This is a genomic window from Acidimicrobiales bacterium (genome assembly GCA_035316325.1).
Taxonomy (GTDB): domain Bacteria; phylum Actinomycetota; class Acidimicrobiia; order Acidimicrobiales; family VFJN01; genus DASXTK01.
Genome location: DATHJB010000105.1, coordinates 1 through 16,757, shown reverse-complemented (window position 1 = coordinate 16,757; position 16,757 = coordinate 1). Strand labels below are relative to the sequence as shown.

General features: G+C 70.4%; 19 protein-coding genes. 9 read left to right on the top strand and 10 right to left on the bottom strand.

Features of this window, described 5'->3' with window-relative positions; genetic code table 11:
• Positions 1 to 609: 609 nt before the first annotated feature.
• Complete coding sequence (locus VK611_14280) at positions 610 to 1,527, bottom strand: TIGR03564 family F420-dependent LLM class oxidoreductase (GenBank protein ID HMG42503.1); 918 nt, start codon at positions 1,525 to 1,527, stop codon at positions 610 to 612.
• 47 nt (positions 1,528 to 1,574) lie between these two features.
• On the bottom strand, positions 1,575 to 2,783 hold the full coding sequence (locus VK611_14275) for a helix-turn-helix domain-containing protein (protein HMG42502.1): 1,209 nt from the start codon (positions 2,781 to 2,783) through the stop codon (positions 1,575 to 1,577).
• Between VK611_14275 and VK611_14270 the strand changes: the two genes are divergently transcribed.
• Positions 2,776 to 3,864, top strand: a complete 1,089-nt coding sequence (locus VK611_14270; protein HMG42501.1) for a nitroreductase/quinone reductase family protein — start codon at positions 2,776 to 2,778, stop codon at positions 3,862 to 3,864. The genes VK611_14275 and VK611_14270 overlap by 8 nt on opposite strands.
• A gap of 37 nt (positions 3,865 to 3,901) precedes the next feature.
• Complete coding sequence (locus VK611_14265; protein ID HMG42500.1) at positions 3,902 to 4,177, top strand: hypothetical protein; 276 nt, start codon at positions 3,902 to 3,904, stop codon at positions 4,175 to 4,177.
• A 75-nt stretch (positions 4,178 to 4,252) separates the two neighbouring features.
• Here the strand turns inward: VK611_14265 and VK611_14260 are convergent, their stop codons facing one another.
• The 3 genes from VK611_14260 to VK611_14250 form a co-directional block, all read right to left on the bottom strand.
• Positions 4,253 to 5,467, bottom strand: coding sequence for a low temperature requirement protein A (locus VK611_14260; protein ID HMG42499.1), 1,215 nt, complete (start codon positions 5,465 to 5,467; stop codon positions 4,253 to 4,255).
• Between the two features lie 39 nt (positions 5,468 to 5,506).
• Positions 5,507 to 6,517: a sigma-70 family RNA polymerase sigma factor gene (locus VK611_14255; GenBank protein HMG42498.1), complete on the bottom strand. Its 1,011-nt coding sequence runs from the start codon at positions 6,515 to 6,517 to the stop codon at positions 5,507 to 5,509.
• Positions 6,518 to 6,578: 61 nt separating this feature from the next.
• Positions 6,579 to 7,091 carry a PPOX class F420-dependent oxidoreductase gene (locus VK611_14250; GenBank protein HMG42497.1) on the bottom strand — a complete coding sequence of 171 codons (513 nt, stop codon included), beginning with the start codon at positions 7,089 to 7,091 and terminating at the stop codon, positions 6,579 to 6,581.
• A gap of 143 nt (positions 7,092 to 7,234) precedes the next feature.
• Between VK611_14250 and VK611_14245 the strand changes: the two genes are divergently transcribed.
• Positions 7,235 to 7,441: a hypothetical protein gene (locus VK611_14245; GenBank protein HMG42496.1), complete on the top strand. Its 207-nt coding sequence runs from the start codon at positions 7,235 to 7,237 to the stop codon at positions 7,439 to 7,441.
• A gap of 46 nt (positions 7,442 to 7,487) precedes the next feature.
• On the opposite strand, the gene VK611_14240 is transcribed toward VK611_14245, so the two are convergent.
• Both VK611_14240 and VK611_14235 read right to left on the bottom strand, forming a co-directional pair.
• Positions 7,488 to 7,961, bottom strand: a complete 474-nt coding sequence (locus VK611_14240; GenBank protein ID HMG42495.1) for an RDD family protein — start codon at positions 7,959 to 7,961, stop codon at positions 7,488 to 7,490.
• On the bottom strand, positions 7,958 to 8,302 hold the full coding sequence (locus VK611_14235; GenBank protein HMG42494.1) for a hypothetical protein: 345 nt from the start codon (positions 8,300 to 8,302) through the stop codon (positions 7,958 to 7,960). The genes VK611_14240 and VK611_14235 overlap by 4 nt, the downstream gene beginning before the upstream one ends.
• 207 nt (positions 8,303 to 8,509) lie before the next feature.
• Between VK611_14235 and VK611_14230 the strand changes: the two genes are divergently transcribed.
• Positions 8,510 to 9,736: a cytochrome P450 gene (locus tag VK611_14230; GenBank protein ID HMG42493.1), complete on the top strand. Its 1,227-nt coding sequence runs from the start codon at positions 8,510 to 8,512 to the stop codon at positions 9,734 to 9,736.
• A gap of 37 nt (positions 9,737 to 9,773) precedes the next feature.
• Here the strand turns inward: VK611_14230 and VK611_14225 are convergent, their stop codons facing one another.
• A complete protein-coding gene (locus VK611_14225) occupies positions 9,774 to 10,181 on the bottom strand; it encodes a hypothetical protein (protein HMG42492.1) in 408 nt (135 codons plus the stop codon).
• 245 nt (positions 10,182 to 10,426) lie between these two features.
• On the opposite strand from VK611_14225, the gene VK611_14220 reads away from it, so the two are divergent.
• The 5 genes from VK611_14220 (at position 10,427) to VK611_14200 (ending at position 14,691) form a co-directional block, all read left to right on the top strand.
• Positions 10,427 to 10,876 carry a Fur family transcriptional regulator gene (locus VK611_14220; protein HMG42491.1) on the top strand — a complete coding sequence of 150 codons (450 nt, stop codon included), beginning with the start codon at positions 10,427 to 10,429 and terminating at the stop codon, positions 10,874 to 10,876.
• Positions 10,877 to 10,941: 65 nt separating this feature from the next.
• Positions 10,942 to 13,125, top strand: a complete 2,184-nt coding sequence (gene katG / locus VK611_14215) for a catalase/peroxidase HPI (GenBank protein ID HMG42490.1) — start codon at positions 10,942 to 10,944, stop codon at positions 13,123 to 13,125.
• A gap of 76 nt (positions 13,126 to 13,201) precedes the next feature.
• Complete coding sequence (locus tag VK611_14210; GenBank protein HMG42489.1) at positions 13,202 to 13,579, top strand: FKBP-type peptidyl-prolyl cis-trans isomerase; 378 nt, start codon at positions 13,202 to 13,204, stop codon at positions 13,577 to 13,579.
• Between the two features lie 39 nt (positions 13,580 to 13,618).
• A complete protein-coding gene (locus VK611_14205; protein ID HMG42488.1) occupies positions 13,619 to 13,849 on the top strand; it encodes a hypothetical protein in 231 nt (76 codons plus the stop codon).
• A gap of 113 nt (positions 13,850 to 13,962) precedes the next feature.
• Positions 13,963 to 14,691 carry a class I SAM-dependent methyltransferase gene (locus VK611_14200; GenBank protein HMG42487.1) on the top strand — a complete coding sequence of 243 codons (729 nt, stop codon included), beginning with the start codon at positions 13,963 to 13,965 and terminating at the stop codon, positions 14,689 to 14,691.
• Positions 14,692 to 14,873: 182 nt separating this feature from the next.
• Here VK611_14200 and VK611_14195 read toward each other — a convergent pair whose 3' ends face one another.
• Together VK611_14195 and VK611_14190 are read right to left on the bottom strand one after the other, a co-directional pair.
• On the bottom strand, positions 14,874 to 16,010 hold the full coding sequence (locus VK611_14195) for a hypothetical protein (GenBank protein HMG42486.1): 1,137 nt from the start codon (positions 16,008 to 16,010) through the stop codon (positions 14,874 to 14,876).
• Positions 16,011 to 16,116: 106 nt separating this feature from the next.
• The coding region (locus VK611_14190) for a polysaccharide deacetylase family protein (GenBank protein HMG42485.1) at positions 16,117 to 16,757 on the bottom strand (641 nt) is incomplete at its 5' end.

Below are 16,757 nucleotides of genomic sequence, written 5' to 3'. Positions count from 1 at the left end.
CGTCGGCGTGGAGCACGCGCTGGCGGGGCTCGGCGCCGTCGGGCGTGGAGCGGCCCCAGAACTCGTAGCGGTCGGGCAGCGCCACCTCGGCGTGCTCGGCCAGCCACACGCGCAGGGTCGGCGAGCTCGAAGTCGGGGATGTTCTGCAGCCAGGCTCGGAGAGCGACGCGGATCTCCATGCGGGCGAGGTGTGAGCCGGCGCAGCGGTGGGGGCCGAGGCCGAACGCGGCGTGCCGGTTCGGTTCACGGTCGAGGATCACTTCGTCGGGGCGGAGGAGCTCTTCGACCGCGGTGGGCAGAAGGTCAGGTTCGGCGACGAGACGTTGGCGGTGGTCCGGGTGGGCTGCGAGGTGCCAGAGGGACGCGCCGATGGCGCTCCAGGTGGTGTCGATGCCGGCGATGAGCAGGAGGCCCACTGTTCGTATGACGTGGAAGGGGTCTGGCCACTCCTTCGAGCACCTGGCGGACGAACCCTCGGAGGGTTTCGCCGTCGGCCTCCGGTAGCCCGAGCATGTCGGCGATCACACGGACGGGGATCTCCTGGGCGTAGTCCCGGGCGGCGTCGTCGGTGTGGTCGAAGTCGGTCGACCAGTCCCTCGTCATCTCTCGCTACCTGGATCGGGCCAGCGTGCGTAGCACCGCTCGGGTGCGGTCGCGCTCGTCGTCGTTCGCCGCGAGGACGCTGACGCGGAGGTCCGTGACTCCGGCGTCGGCGTAGCGTTGCAGGCCATCGGCGACGATGGCTTCGTTGCCCGCGATGACGAGGTCGGCCGGCCCCGCGACGCCTTCGGCGTCGAGCATGTGCCGGTACGCAGGCATGAGTCCGTAGAGGGCCTGCTGCGTCGCAGCGCGCTGGTGTGCGTCGGCGGGGTCGTCGGTGACGACGGCGGTGACTCCGGCGAGGATCCGGGGTTCCGGCCGTCCCGCGGACTCGGCAGCTCGCCGGATGACAGGTGTGACATGCGAAGCGATCGTGTGGGGGCCAACCATCCACAGGGTCGTGCCCGCGGCGACGGTGCCGGCGAGGCGCAGCATCCGGGGGCGGAGCCCGGCGATGAGAACCGGCGGCGCTGATGGCGCGTTGCTGTCGATCTGGCCACACGCCGTGACCTCCTCGCCGACGAGGTCGACCGGTTCGCCCGCCAGCAGCGGCAACAGGGCCGAGAGGTACTCCTTGGTGCGGGTGTAGGGCTTGGCGTAGGAGCCGCCGAAGAACGCCTCCACGGTGAACTGGTGCGACGGGCCGATGCCCAACGTGAGCCGGCCGTCGACGGCGGCCTGCACGGTCCGAGCCTGCATGGCGAGCACCAGGGGATGACGTCCGTAGACGGGGACGACGGATACGCCGAGCTCGAGGTCAGGGATCTCTTGTCCGACGACCGCGAGGGCGGTGAGTGCGTCGTGGCCGAGGAGCTGGGACATCCACAGGCTCGCGAGCCCGTCCTCGGCCGCCTGCCCGGCGAGCGCGCGAATCGTGTGCAGGTCCTGCTCGGCACCACCGAGGTTGAGCCCGATGCGCGTGGTCATGGAGCCATCGTTCCGGTAGCCGGCGGGCTCGACTTGGCCGGCGGGTGTCAATTCGTTCTGTCGGACTTGTTCGCGTCGAACAAAGGGGACCGGGCCGCGGCGAGGGCGACCGTCAGTTCGAGCACGCCTCGGGGTGTCGTGAGCCGGTCGGCGAACACGTCGCGCAACTGCCCCATGCGATAGCGAACGGTCTGGGGGTGGACGTCGAGGTCGGCAGCGACGTCATCGCGCCGGCCCTGATGGAGGATCCACGATCGCAGCGTTTGGGCCAGGCGCTCCGCGGTCGCCGGCCGCATCTGTGCGAGCGGCACGAGGACCCGGGCGCGCAGATCGGCGAGTGCCTCGGCATCGGCGGCAAGCACCAGTTCGACGAGATGGTCGTCGGTGTCGACGGTCTCGTTGCCGGGCTGTCCGAGCACGTCGAGCCCGCGCACGGCTCGGGCGTAGGACAAATGGGCTTCGGTCCACGCCCGGGTCGGTCCGAGCATCGCGCGGTGGCCGTCGAGCGCGCTGACGAGCGACCCGCGATCGGAAGGCCCGGGGATGAGGAGCACGCTCTGGTCATCGGCGAGGCCGGGCGCTACGTCGCCCGGGACGACCAGGGTGCGGTGGTCGAGGTGTTGGAGTGCGGGCCGGGCGTGAGAGGCGGGCAGGACGGCAACCGTCAGCATGGACGGCGAATGCCACGCCGCGACCGCCGCGAGGTTGACGAGGCGTTCGGCGTCGGTGGGCTCCAGGAGCGCAACGGCGAGCTGGGCGCGGTGCTGCTCGCGTGCCCGCCCGGAGGCGGCGATCTCGTCTGCGTGGCCCGCGGCACTCGCGGCGGACAGGTGATCGATGTAGGCGAACACCAGCTCCGCGAACTCGGCCACCTGGGACGCATCGAAGCCGCGTTCGACGAACTCCTCACTGAGCTGGTGCCAGGCGACGCGGGCGCCGACCCGGTACGCGGCCAGCAACGCGCTCATGTCACGGTCCACGCGTGCCTCGTTCCGCCCGAACTCGTAGGCCAACTCGAGCGTTGCCGGTTCCGGGGACGCCGCAGGGTCGACACCCGGTCGGGACACGAGCGCGAAGAAGCCCTCCAACGCGACCTGGATGGCGTACTCGACCCGCGGGGTGTGTTCCGGCCCCCGGACGTCGGGCCCGTACGCAGGGATCTCCGCCGCGAAGGCCTCACCTGCGGCCCGGGCGACCTCTGGGATCAGCGCGGCGACATCAGCGAGAACGTCTGTCGTCAGTCGTGGTTTGTTCACCTCGCACAAAATCTACGCACGGTTTCACCTTCACACGCCAAGACCCAGGATGCCCACCTGCCCGAGGATGATCGCCATGAACGCGACGGCGGCGGTCATCGCTGACGTCAGGACCGACGACCGTTGCCTGGTCCGCGTCAGCGCCGACGGTGGCGTCACGCTCGTTGCCGACCTGAGCGGATACACCTCGCCGCCGATCAACGACCTCGTCATCGATCTCGACGGGGCCTCGTCCGCGGCGGCCGAGGATCTGCTGCTCCCCAACGGGATGGTGTTCCTCGATCGCGGACGCACGCTGGTCGTCGCCGAGTCCCTCGGCGCCCGTCTCACCGGGTACACCGTTGCCGCAGGCGGGTCGTTGACCAACCGCCGCCTGTGGGCGCAGATGCCTGGTGACCTGCTGCCCGAACGGATCTGCGCCGACGCCGACGGCGCCATCTGGGTGGCCTCGGCAACCGTCACCGAGTGCGTCCGTGTCGTCGAAGGCGGCGACGTCGTCGACTGGGTCCGTACCGGTGGCGCGGCCGCGATCGCGTGCACGCTCGGCGGTCCCGAAGGTCGCACCCTGCTCATCGCCACGGATGGGCGCATCCTGGCAGCCGAGGTGACGATCGAAGCCGAACGAGCCGATGAAAGGACCCGTACGAACGTGTCTCGTAGCTGTGTGTTGCGTCTCCACCGATCTCTCTACAGGCGAAGTCGAGGATGGGTCGGTCATCGCCTGCTCGGGGTGCCGACCCTGCTGATGACGACCACCGGCCGGCGCACAGGACAGCCACGCACCAACGCGTTGACCTACATGACGGTCGGGGACGACCTGGCCGTCGTCGCCTCCAACGGAGGACGGGACACCCCGCCGGCGTGGCTTCTGAACCTCGCGGCCAAACCACACGTCGGCGTGCAGGTCGGCCGGCACCGCAGCTCGGCCACCGCCCAGGTCGTCACCCCCGACGACGCCCGCTACGACGACCTGTTCGCCAGCTGCGACGCCGCCAATCGGAACCGCTACTCCGCCTACCAACGACAAACGGTCCGGCCCATCCCCGTCGTGCTGCTGACCCCGACCGAAACAACCGACTAGCCAAGCCGCACCCGCCATCGATACCCGGGGGGAACCGATGTATCTGCATGTGGCCATCGACGGCTGCCTGGTCGCCCACACATCCCAGCCAGGGTCAGAGACCTTCGTGTTCCACGAATACGACCACTGGACCCTCCTCACCGTCGCCATCGCCCACACCACCGACGAGCCAGCATCGGTCACCCTCCAAAGCCTGGACTCCCGCGACGAGCTGGATCGCGTGCTCAAGCAAAGCGGGAAGGCCCTGGACCGACCCGCTCTGGGCCCAACTGGCCGCACATTGACCGTGCTCCGAGCATCCGAACAGGGGTAGTGAGCCGGAGGCTAGATGCGGTGTCAGGACCGACGACCCTCGGCGCAGAGAAGCCGGACCACTCCTTGGAGCTCGTCAACCAGGGGCCCAGGCGTCGGTGCGGAGGAAGCGGCTGGCCGCGAAGATCCAGAGCACCGTGAGGATCGTGACCAGGGCCAGGCCGAACAGCCAGGGCGCGGGTCGGGCCCAGCCGGCGGCGAGCGCCGCGGCGGCGCCGGCCGCCAGGGCGATCCGGAGGGGCCGGTAGACGGCGTCGAGGCGCTCGGCGTCGACCAGCGCCTGCTCGGTGAAGATGAGGGCCACCAGGCCGAGCGCGACGGCGCCGGCGAGCAGCCAGGCGGTGCCGGCGGGGGTCCGGTCGTCGCCGGCGTGGCCGATCAGGCTGACCATCGCGGCGCCCGCTGCGGCGATCGACAGCGTGATCGGCAGGTGACTGAGCATCCAGGTGACGAGGGGCCCGCCGTCGTTGCGGGGCGGCCGCCTTCCGACCAGGTCGAAGTAGATCCACCAGAAGCCGAAGCCGATCACGAGGGCGATGATCCCGGTGGCGATGACGAGCCCGTCGCGGTCGGGTGTGGACAGGCCGTCGACGACGCCGAAGATCACCTCGCCGAGAACGATGATCGTGAACAGCCCGAACCGCTCCACCAGCGACTCGGACGGCGGCAGGCCCTCGTTCGTGACCGTCAGCCGAGCGACCAGTGCGATGGCCACGAGCCAGGCGACGCAGAAGCCCGCCCATGCGACGAGCCGCGGCGTGTCGGGGAGGAAGGCGCTGGTGACGATCAGCGGCACCGCGACGGCCATGGCGAGGACGTAGCGGCCGGCGGGGGCCAGGAACTCGGCGTGGTCGAGGCGGTCCTGGCGCCGGACGCTGTACCAGAGCCAGGTCATGACCCCGAGGAACCCGGCGTAGACCAGGGCGAAGCCGGTGCCGCTGCCGGCGGCGGCGTCACTCGTGAACACCGCCAGCAGGACCAGGATCCCCATCTGGAGGAACACAGTGGTGCGCGTCCTGCCGTCCTCCCGGCCGTGGAGCTCGAGGTAGAGCGACCCGTTGACCCACGCGGCCCAGATCATGCAGAAGACGACGGCGAACTCGGCGGCGCTCCGGGCCGTGACGTGCTCGGCGACGTGGTGGGCGGCCTGGCCGATGACCGCCACGTAGACCAGGTCGTAGAAGAGCTCGAGGAAGCTGACGGTCCGGTCGGCGATGGTCTCGCCGTGCGCCCGCGGCGGGCGCCAGAGCCACCGCCGGAGGCGGCCGGGCGTCGAGCTCCCGTCGGTCACGGCGCCAAGGTAGTCACCGCCGGCGCCCGGCTGAGCGGGCTACCGGCCCGGGAGCGATCGCGGCAACCCGAACGAGGCGAGCACGCTGTTGTCGAAGTGGGTGATCGCGCCGATCCGGTCGCCGGTGAGGGTGAGGACGTCGAGGCCGGTCCCGTGGCGGATGCCGCCGGTGGGGCCGCGGAGGTAGGTCCCGAACGCGGGCTGACCGTTGGCTCTCGTCGGCACGAGGTCGTACCTCCGGCCCTGGAAGCCGATGCTGGCCAGGAAGCCCGCCACCGCGTCGAGGCCCTGATATTCGAGGGGGATCGGTGGCATGGACATGAAGGCATCGGCGGTGAGCAGGGCGACCAGCGCGTCGAGGTGGCCGGAGTCGTAGGCGCGGACGAACTTCGCCACGAGGGCCTGCTCGGCGGGTGAGTCGGGAGCAGGAGCCGGTGCGCGCTCGCCGGTGGGCGGCAGGCGGCGCTGCAGGGTGGCGCGGGCCCGTTTGAGGACGCTGTTGACCGATTCGACCGTCGAGTCGAGCATGTCGGCCACCTCGCCGGCGTGGTAGCCGAGCACCTCGCGCAGGATGAGAACGGCGCGCTGGCGAGCGGGCAGGACCTGCAGCGCGGTCGTGAAGGCCAGGGAGATGGCTTCGGTCTGCTCGTAGCGGGCCTCGGGGCCGAGTGGCACGTCGATCGCGCCTTCGAGCAGGGCGTCGGGATAGGGCTCGAGCCACACGACCTCGCCGAGGCGGGTCGGCTCGGGTGGTTCGACATCGGGGTTGCCCCACTCCTTGGCGGGGCGTCGGCTGGCCGAGCGCAGCGCGTTGAGGCACCGGTTGGTGGCGATCCGGTAGAGCCACGTGCGGATCGATGCGCGCCCCTCGAACCCTTCGAGGCCCTGCCAGGCGGCCAGCAGCGTGTCCTGCAGGGCATCCTCGGCGTCCTGGAAGGATCCGAGCATCCGGTAGCAGTGCACCTGCAGCTCCCGCCGGTGCGGCTCGGTCAGTGCTCGGAACGCGTCGCCGTCCCCGGCCCGCGCCCTGGTCATGAGGTCGGTCGTCACCACCTCGGTATCGACACCGGCCGAGCCGCGAACTGGGCGGAGCCCTGGTTCGACGACCCCGTCAGGGTTGCCCGCGGTCGAGGTGGGCGGCGGTGGATCCGCCGATCGGCATCGGGTCCAGGCCGAGCTTGCGGTGGTCCCACGACCGGGTGCGGGCGGCGTCGACCCTCACCGCGATGCGCTTGTGGAGCATGAACTCGACGAGCGGCTTCATCTCCTCGGTGTAGGGGCCGTTGTAGCGCTCCCACACGCTGAGACCGACCTGCCAGATGGCGTCGGGGTCCTCGACGATCTCGGCGGTGCCCTCGATCGAGATCCCGCGCAGCACGTCGTAGGTCAGGCCGTCCTCGATCGAGCAGGTGATCCGGCTGTCGCGCCGCAGGTTCACCGCCTTCTGGGAGCGGGCCTTGGTCTCGAACCAGATCTGGCCGTCGATCACGGCGTACCACATGGCGACGAGGTGAGGTTGTCCGCTGGGGCCGATCGTCGCCAACGTCGCGGTGCGGTTCCGGTCGATGTAGCTGGTGATCTCCTCGTCGCTCATGGTGATCTGCGATCGCTGGTTGGCGCCCATCACGATCCCTTCTCTTGCTCGCCGGACGGAGGTGGCCGCCTTCGTAGTCGATGGGGCAGGCCCTGGGCGATCCCCGTGGGGATGGGTGGCGGTCGGGGGCTTGCCCGGTCGTGGTGGGGGAGCGGCTGGAGGAAGGTTGTCGCATGGGCACGACGACCGACATCAACGACGCCACCGGTTCGCTGCAGGGGAGAGCCCGTCGGCTCCGTCAGCAGGCCGCATCGTCGACGCCGCTGCTGGCCGAGACCTATCGACGTCGGGCCGCCGAGCTCGACGTCCAGGCTTGGCTCGAGGCGGTGTGGAACCCGCCGCTCGACGACCGGGCCGTCGTCGACCCCCGGGCTGCGTGACACGACCGAAGCCCGTGTCGCAGCCGGGCGCCGACGGGAGGTGACCTCAGGTCGGGAGTGGCTGGCCCGCCACCTCGGGCGGGCTGCTCGTGGCGTGGACGACGGCGGTGCCGGCCATCAGGTCGTGCAGCGCTCGCCGCTGGGTGTGGAAGAGGATGCCGAGGAAGCCCAGACCGAAGAGGGCGACGCTCGCGAAGAACGCCAACGTCCGCACGGCGGCCTGCCCGGTGCCGACCGGCGTGCCGTCGGGCTGCACGACTCGGAGGCCGAACAGGCCCATCCCCAGCGTCGCGCCGACGGTCGCCCACGAGACGGTGAAGTACAGGAACCACCAGACGACGAGCCCGATGCCGGCGAGGTCACGGTCGCCGCTGAGCTCGAGATGCCGGCCCGTGACCACGGGGACGAGGAAGGCGACGACCGCGGAACCGGCGGAGAACAGAGCCGACACCGACACGACGTCGACGAGGTAGGCGAACAGCCGGCTCACCGCGCCCGCGTAGCGCGGGGGCGAGCTCATGCCCGGCCCACCAGGCGGTCGGCCCATCCCGACACCACATCGTCGGCCCGGGCGGCCCGACCCCGCAACGCCTCCAATGCGTCGTCCGCCGTACCCCTGGTGGCACTCGACACCATGGCCGCGAGATCGGTGCGGGCCAGCAGCGCATCGAGATCGATCCGGTCGAGCAACGCCTCGAGGTCGACGCGATCGAGCAGGCGCTCGACGTCGACCTGGTCGAGCAGAGCGTTCACATCGATGCGCCGCACCAGCGCATCGATGTCCAGGGCCTCGACGACCAGGGACACGACCCGCTCGGCGATGGCTTGCGCCAACCGCTCCGGGTGGAATCTCGACGGCATGGTCACCACCTCACTCACCTCGACGCCACGAACGAAGGACGGACAGCAGCCACGTGGCCGCACGTCACTACCCAGTGGACGCCGAACGCCTCCGCCGGGCGTCGTCCCATCGGGGTGACGCGGCTCACGAACCCCCCGGTTCGGAGTAGAACAGGTTCTCGAAACCAGTGCTCGGGCTCGGGCTCGACCGACAGGGGATGGCGAACCATGGTGACCATCGACCAGATCGACCTGCTCGACCGTGACCGCTTCACCGAGGGGATCCCCCACGAGTGGTTCACCTGGCTGCGGGAGCACGCACCGGTCCACTGGCACGAGGAGCCGGGCGGCCCCGGCTTCTGGGTGATCACCAAGCTCGCCGACGTGACCGCCTGCAACCGCGACGCGGCGTCGTTCTCGTCGTCCCAGGAGCTGGGCGGCGTGGTCGGGTTGGAGGGACCGCTGGCGGCCCCGCCGGGCACCGAGGCGGCCGGCTCGATGATGCTGTTCATGGACCCGCCCGACCACACCCGCTACCGCAAGCTGGTCAACCGCGGCTTCACGCCCCGGATGATCGCGGCGCTCGAGACCCACGTGCGGGAGCTGGCCGGCGGCATCCTCGACGAGGCCCTGGCCAAGCGGGACTGCGACTTCGTGGTCGACATCGCCGCCGAGCTGCCGCTCGAGGTCATCGCCGAGATGCTGGGCGTGCCCCGCGAGGACCGCCACAAGCTGTTCGACTGGAGCAACCGCATGATCGGCTCCGAGGACCCCGAGTACCTGGTCGACCAGTCGCTGGTGGCCGAGGCCCAGCTCGAGATGTTCATGTACGCCCAGCAGCTGGCCGAGCAGCGCCGGGCCGACCCGCGCGACGACATCCTCACCACGCTGCTCCAGGCCGAGGTCGACGGCGACACCCTGTCCGAGCTCGACTTCAACCTGTTCTTCATGCTGCTGTCGGTGGCCGGGAACGAGACCACCCGCAACGCCATCGCCCACGGGATGAACGCCTTCCTCGAGCACCCCGAGCAGTACGAGCGGCTGGCGGCCGACCCCACCCTGATCGGGACGGCGACCGAGGAGATCCTGCGCTGGGCCTCGCCGGTCATGTACTTCCGGCGCAACGCCCGCCAGGACGTCACGCTGCGCGACGTCACCATCAAGGCCGGCGAGAAGATCAGCCTCTGGTACATCTCGGCCAACCGCGACGAGGACGTGTTCGACGACCCGTTCAGCTTCGACGTCGGCCGTGACCCCAACCCCCACATCGCCTTCGGCGGGGGCGGGCCCCACTTCTGCCTCGGCGCCCAGCTGGCCCGCCTGGAGATCAGGGTGCTGTTCGAGGAGCTGGTCGCCCGGGTGCCGCGGGTCGAGCAGCTGGGCGCACCCGACCGTCTCCGGTCGAACTTCATCGGCGGCATCAAGCACCTGCCGGTGCGGTTGCAGTCGCGCTGAGCCCTCAGGTCGCCGCGCGGTCGACTTCAGCTGCTCGTCACCCCGGCGCCCGCAGCTCGCGGCCGTGGGCGGTCAGGGCCCAGATGACGAGGGCGTTGATCGTGATCACGATGATCGACCAGAGCGGGTAGACGGGAAGGAAGAAGAAGTTGGTCAGCATGCTGACGCCGGCCAGGACGACCCCGACGGTCCGGGCGAGGACGTTGCCGCTGAGCACACCGATCCCGGCCAGGACGACGAGCCCGCCCACGATGATGTGCACCCAGCCCCACTCCGACAGGTCCAGGTAGACCGAGGTGCGGTTGGTCCACACGACCCAATCGTCGTTCACGACGGCGACGAGCCCGTAGAGGGCGTTCAGGGCGCCGCCGATGATCATCATCGTGGCGGCGAAGAGGCCCCAGCCGACCCACCCGGTCGTCTCCTCGTACGTTCCACTCGACATGTGGTGGTCCTCCTGGTGAGAGCACTGTTTGCGATGCCGACCAGCGTGAGCGTGGACCTGTCGCCTGTCCTCATCCCGCCAGGATGAGATCGAACCGAAGTGGTGGCCTGACGGGACGATCCGACCGGTTGCTCAACGGGTGGACCGAGCGGCCGACCTAGCTCGCGGATCCAGATGACGAACTAGTCGGGAACTGTTATCTTGCGGGTTCTAGACTAATTCCAATATGAGGTTAGGATCTGGGTATGTCCGGGGGGATGTCCGTCGACAGCGATGCGCTGCTCCGCCAGCACGGCCTGCAGGTCACGGCCCAGCGTCTGGCGGTCCTGCGAGCCGTGTCCGACCATCCGCACAGCGCGGCGGACGACATCTACACGGTCGTACGGGCCGAGATCGGCGCCATCTCACGTCAAGCGGTGTACAGCGCCCTCGCGACCCTCACCGACAAGGGCCTCCTCCGGCGCATCCAGCCCGCCGGGTCGCCGGCCCGCTACGAGGGTCGGGTCGGTGACAACCACCACCACCTCATCTGCCGGACCTGCAACCGGATGGTCGACGTCGACTGTGCGGTCGGCGACACCCCGTGCCTCACGGCCGCCGACGACTCGGGCTACGAGGTCGACGAGGCCGAGGTCATGTACTGGGGCCGCTGCCCCGAGTGCGCCGCGGTGACCACTGCCTCGTCCGACGGCTGAGCACCGTCGTCGAGAGAGCAACCAGCCCATCAGCAAGGAAACACCGAGATAGGAGAAGGACTGAAGTGTCTGAGAGCGAGAACCCAGTAATCCCCTCCCCGACGCCCAAGCCGACCGGGCCCAGGACGAACCGGGACTGGTGGCCGAACCAGCTGGACCTGTCGGTTCTCCACCAGCACTCCCCCCAGTCGAACCCGCTGGACGAGGACTTCGACTACGCGGAGGAGCTCAAGACCCTCGACGTCGACGCGCTGAAGCAGGACATCGTCGAGGTGATGACGACGTCGCAGGACTGGTGGCCGTCCGACTACGGCCACTACGGGCCGTTCTTCATCCGGCTGACGTGGCACGCCGCGGGCACGTACCGCATCGGCGACGGTCGGGGCGGCGGCGGCAGCGGCGACCAGCGCTTCGCCCCCCTCAACAGCTGGCCCGACAACGCCAGCCTCGACAAGGCGCGCCGCCTCCTGTGGCCGGTCAAGCAGAAGTACGGCCGCAAGATCTCCTGGGCCGATCTCCTGGTCCTCGCCGGCAACGCTGCCATGGAATCGATGGGGTTCGAGACGTTCGGCTTCGGCTTCGGGCGGGAGGACATCTGGGAGCCCGACGAGATCTCCTGGGGCTCCGAGGACGAGTGGCTCGGCGACGAGCGCTACAGCGGCGACCGGGAGCTCTCCGGTCACCTCGGCGCCGTGCAGATGGGCCTGATCTACGTCAACCCGGAGGGGCCCAACGGCAACCCGGACCCGCTGGCGGCCGCCCGCGACATCCGCGAGACCTTCGCCCGCATGGCCATGAACGACGAGGAGACCGTTGCGCTCATCGCCGGGGGCCACACGTTCGGCAAGGCCCACGGTGCCCACAGCGCGGACTACGTCGGTCCCGAGCCCGAGGGTGCTCCCCTCGAGGAGCAGGGCCTCGGCTGGCGGAACACCGCCGGCAGCGGCGTGGGCGTCGACGCGATCACCAGCGGGCTCGAGGGCGCATGGACCAACGAGCCGTCGAAGTGGGACAACGGGTTCTTCGACAACCTGTACAGGTACGAGTGGGAGCTGACGACGAGCCCTGCCGGTGCGCAGCAGTGGACGCCGACGGATCCCGCGGCTCAGGACACGGTGCCCGACGCCCATGATCCGTCGAAGCGACACGCTCCGATGATGCTGACGACGGACCTCGCGCTGCGGCTGGACCCGATCTACGGGCCGATCTCGCAGCGCTTCCACGAGAACCCCGACCAGCTCGCCGACGCGTTCGCCCGGGCGTGGTTCAAGCTGTTGCACCGCGACATGGGCCCGGTCTCGCGCTACCTCGGCCCGTGGGTCCCGGAGCCGCAGCTGTGGCAGGACCCCGTCCCCGCGGTCGACCACGAGCTGATCGGCGATCAGGACATCGCGGCCCTTAAGGCCACGATCCTCGCTTCGGGGCTGTCCGTCTCCCAGCTGGTCGGCGCCGCGTGGGCGTCGGCGGCCACCTTCCGCGGCACCGACAAGCGGGGCGGCGCCAACGGGGCGCGGGTTCGCCTCGCGCCGCAGAGGGACTGGGAGGTCAACGACCCGGCCGAGCTGGCCAAGGTGCTGCAGGCCCTCGAGCAGATCCAGCAGGACTTCAACGGCTCGCAGTCCGGTGGGACGAAGGTCTCGCTCGCCGACCTGATCGTCCTGGGTGGGTGCGCGGCCGTCGAGCAGGCGGCGAAGAGCGCCGGGCACGACGTCACGGTCCCGTTCGCACCGGGGCGCACCGACGCCTCGCAGGAGCAGACCGACGTCGACTCGTTCGCCGTGCTCGAACCGACCGCCGACGGGTTCCGCAACCACCTCGACGCCGACGACAAGCTGTCGCCGGAGACGCGGCTGCTGGACCGGGCGTACCTGCTGACGCTGACCGCTCCCGAGATGACCGTCCTCGTCGGCGGCCTGCGGGCCCTCGACGCCAACTCCGGGGGTGCCGCCCACGGCGTCTTCACCGACCGGCCCGAGACGCTGACCAGCGACTTCTTCGTGAACCTGCTCGACATGAGCACGGAGTGGAAGGCATCCGCCTCGGCGGAGAACGTCTTCGAGGGTCACGATCGCGCCACCGGCGAGGTCAAGCGGACCGCCACCGCCGTCGACCTCGTCTTCGGTTCGAACTCCCAGCTCCGAGCCCTCTCGGAGGTCTACGCACAGGACGACTCGAAGGAGAAGTTCGTGCGTGACTTCGTGGCCGCGTGGGACAAGGTCATGAACCTCGACCGGTTCGACCTGGCCTGATCACGTCGATGGTCGTGTGGGGTGGCCGGTTCCGATGGGACCGGCCACCCCACGACCGCGGGTAGCGTCGCTCGCCATGGCCGACGACAAGCCGCACGTGTACGTCCCTCCGGGCACCGCGCCGCCGACGGAGCTGGAGATCGAAGAGGTGGTGGTGGGCGACGGGCCCGAGGCGACGACGGGCCAGGACGTCGAGGTGCACTACGTCGGTGTGGCCTGGAGCACCCGCAAGCAGTTCGACGCCTCGTGGGACCGCGGGCAGACCTTCAGCTTCGGCCTCGGGGGCGGGCAGGTGATCAAGGGCTGGGACCAGGGCGTCGCCGGCATGAAGGTCGGGGGTCGCCGGCGCATCATCATCCCGCCCAACCTGGGCTACGGCGGCGCCGGCGCCGGCGGTGTCATCAAGGGCGGCGAGACGTTGGTGTTCGTCGTCGACCTCCTCGGCGTCAGCTGACCGCTCCCAACACCGGCAGGCCGCAGGGAGGTGGACGGGATGAAGACGGACGTCGTCATCGGCGCCGCGTCCGGGATGGGCGCCGCCATCGCCGGCCGGCTCGGGGGTGAGGGCCGGAGGCTGCTCCTCGCCGACCTCGACGTCGCCGGCGCCGAACGGGTCGCGGCAGGTCTCGGCCCCGGCGTCGAGGTGCTCGGCTTCGACCTACGCTCGGCCCGGGGTCGGTCGGCGTCCTGCTGGCGTCGATGGCCGCCCACCTGGCGCCGATGACCGGCACCGACGTCCTCGTCGACGGTGGTGCCGTCGCCGCGTTCACGTCCGGTCGTGCCGGCCGACCTGCCTGAGCAGCCAGTCCTCGACGTCGCGTGCGGGATGCTGGGCCGGTGCCGGCCCCCGATCCCCTGCAGTACGACGCCTTCGCCGACGAGTACGACGACCACGCGGCGACGGCCCCGTACAACGCTCTCTACGATCGCCCGGCGACGCTCCGTCTCGTGGGCGACGTGGCGAACCGGCGGGTCCTCGACGCCGCGTGCGGGCCCGGGCTCTATCTCGAGCGGCTTCGTGACCAGGGCGCCGAGGTCGTCGGGTGCGATGCCTCGCCACGGATGATCGAGCTCGCCCGGCGCCGGGTGGGCGACGCCGTCGACCTGCGGGTCCACGCCCTCGACCAGCCGTTCGACTGGCTCCAGGACGAGTCGGTCGACCTCGTGCTCTGCGCTCTCGCGTACCACTACGTCAACGACCGCCCCGGGTTCCTCGGCGAGGCCTCTCGTGTGCTGCGGCCCGGTGGATCGCTCGTGATCAGCACCCACCACCCGACCTCCGACTGGTGCCGGCTCGGCGGCTCCTACTTCGAGGTGGGCACCGTCACGGAGACCTGGAGTCGAGGCTGGGAGATCACGACCTGGCGGATGCCGCTCAGCTCCATGACCGACGAGTTCGCCGCGGCGGGGTTCCTCATCGAGCGCCTGGTCGAACCGAGGCCCGAACCCAAGATGGCCGACACCCACCCGGACGCGTTCGAGAAGTTGTCGACCGAACCGGGCTTCGTGCTCTTCAAGCTGCGGAAGGACCCGGCGCGCCCGGCCGCCGCACGCCGCCGGGGGTGACGGCGAGGCCGGGCGGTCTCCGCCGACAGCTGCCACAGCGCCGCCCCCCGGCCGCACCGACGCCATCCGGGCCGACCACTGCGGCACGTCCGTTCGATCGGGGCTCCCGGGTGAGCGGGTCCACTCCTCGACTCCGGCCCAGCCCCGAACTCATCGCTCCCCGCCCGGCCGACGAGGCGTCGCTAGCGACGGATCGGTGTGGAGAGCCTCATCGGCTGACCCGGCTCCGTGAAGGCGACGCTGAGCACCTGGCCCCGGTCGTTGATGTCGACCCCCACCGCCCCGAGGCCGAGAGAGACCGTCGCCCCGCACGACCACACGACGGTCCCGTCGCTGCTCGTGCTGCCGAGGACCTCTCCACGCTCGTTGATCGCGGTGACTGAGCTCGTCTCGCCGTCCACCGGGTGGAGATCGGTGATGGTGCCGGCCTCCCAGAGGAAGGGGTGCCACTCCCCCGAGGCGGTGGTCGCTTCACCGATGACCTGGCCACGGTCGTTGATGTCCTCTGCCACCAAGGACGTCCCACCGAGGCTGCCCAGGTCGGTGGTGATCCCGTCGTGCCACAGGGCGTTGGACGACGAGAACGCGTAGAACAGGACGGAGCCCGACCTGTTGACGTCCACCGCCACCGCGAAGGACGTCCCCGGTGGCGGGACGGCGGCCGTGAGCACACCGTCGTGCCAGACGAAGCCCGTGGACGGTGTCGGGTGGCCGCCTCCCGGAGGGGTCGGCGGCAGCACCACGCCGGCGACGTGGCCGCCGTCGCCCAGCTCTTCGAAGAGGAGCCGGCCGCCGAGGTCGCCCGAGATCGGCACGAACCGGCCGTCTCGCCACAGCCCGGCGTCGAAGAAGAGCACGTCGCCCCGCTCGTTGAAGTCGCGCACCGGTTCGCCGGAGATGCTGGCGGTCGACCGGCCGTTGTGCCATATCACGGTCTGGTAGCGGGCGGCGACCAGGTCGGCCCAGCTGTGGGCCACGCTGCCCCGGTCGTTGACGCCGGCCACGGTGGCGTCGCTTCCGCCAGGAGGCGTGATGTCCGTCATCCGGCCACGGCGCCAGACGAACACGTGCATGCCGTCGGGGGTCTCGCTGCGGCCGACGACCACGCCGCGGTCGTTGACGTCGACCGGATCGTCGAACCCGGTGCCGAGAGAGCCGATGTCGACGTGCGTGTAGCCGACCGGTGGTCGGCAGCGCGATCGCGGCGTCGCGTCGCCCGAGGCCGGGGTGGCGCCGGACGCGGTGGCGACGGCGATCCCCAAGGAGATCGCCAGGGCGACGCGGGCGACGGTGCTCCCCCGAGCTGTGGAACCGGCCATCGTTCTTCCCCCGAACCCGCGGCCCGCCTCGGCCGCGATCTACTGGACAGTAGCCGTGCGGGGATCGCTACGTACCGTGTTCCTGATCCCTCGCACGGCGGAGCTCCTACCGTCCGTCGGGTCGGGCGAAGTTCGGCGAGTCGAGGGCCGACTCGAACTGCTCGAGGTCGTGGGGGTTGTGGATCTCGAAGCGGAAGCGCTGGTTGTCGTCGCCGCCGTCGTAGCTGTCCTGGACGAACACGACGGGAAACAGCTCGGCGAAGTAGGCGGACAGCCACGCCTCGGTGGCCTCAGCCGTGCCGGCGTCGTCCCACGGGATCGCGAACGTGGACCCGCTCCAGCCGTCGGGGAGGTCGAAGGCCGTCCGCATCGCGCCCAGCCCCTGGGCCACGTCGGACTTGACCCGGGCCTGGTAGGTGGCGTCGTCCTCGCCGAACCGGCACGGGTAGAAGCGGTGGCAGGTGGGGTCGGCGGGGTCGTCCACGTAGGCGTGGCCCATCGGGCCGGCGTGGAACTGCACGATCCAGCGGCCGCTGGCCCGCATGTCCTCCAGCTGGTCCCAGCTCAGGTACCACCCCGGCTCGCCGTTCGGCCCCCCGAAGCTGCCGTCGGCGAAGCCGGAGGCGACGTACATGACCGCCTGGAACTCGTACCGGTCGAGCACCGGCGTGGCGAGCTGGGCCGACGTCTGCCCGTCGTCGAACGTGAGGAGGATCGGCTTGGCGGGAAGCGACACCTCCTCCCCGT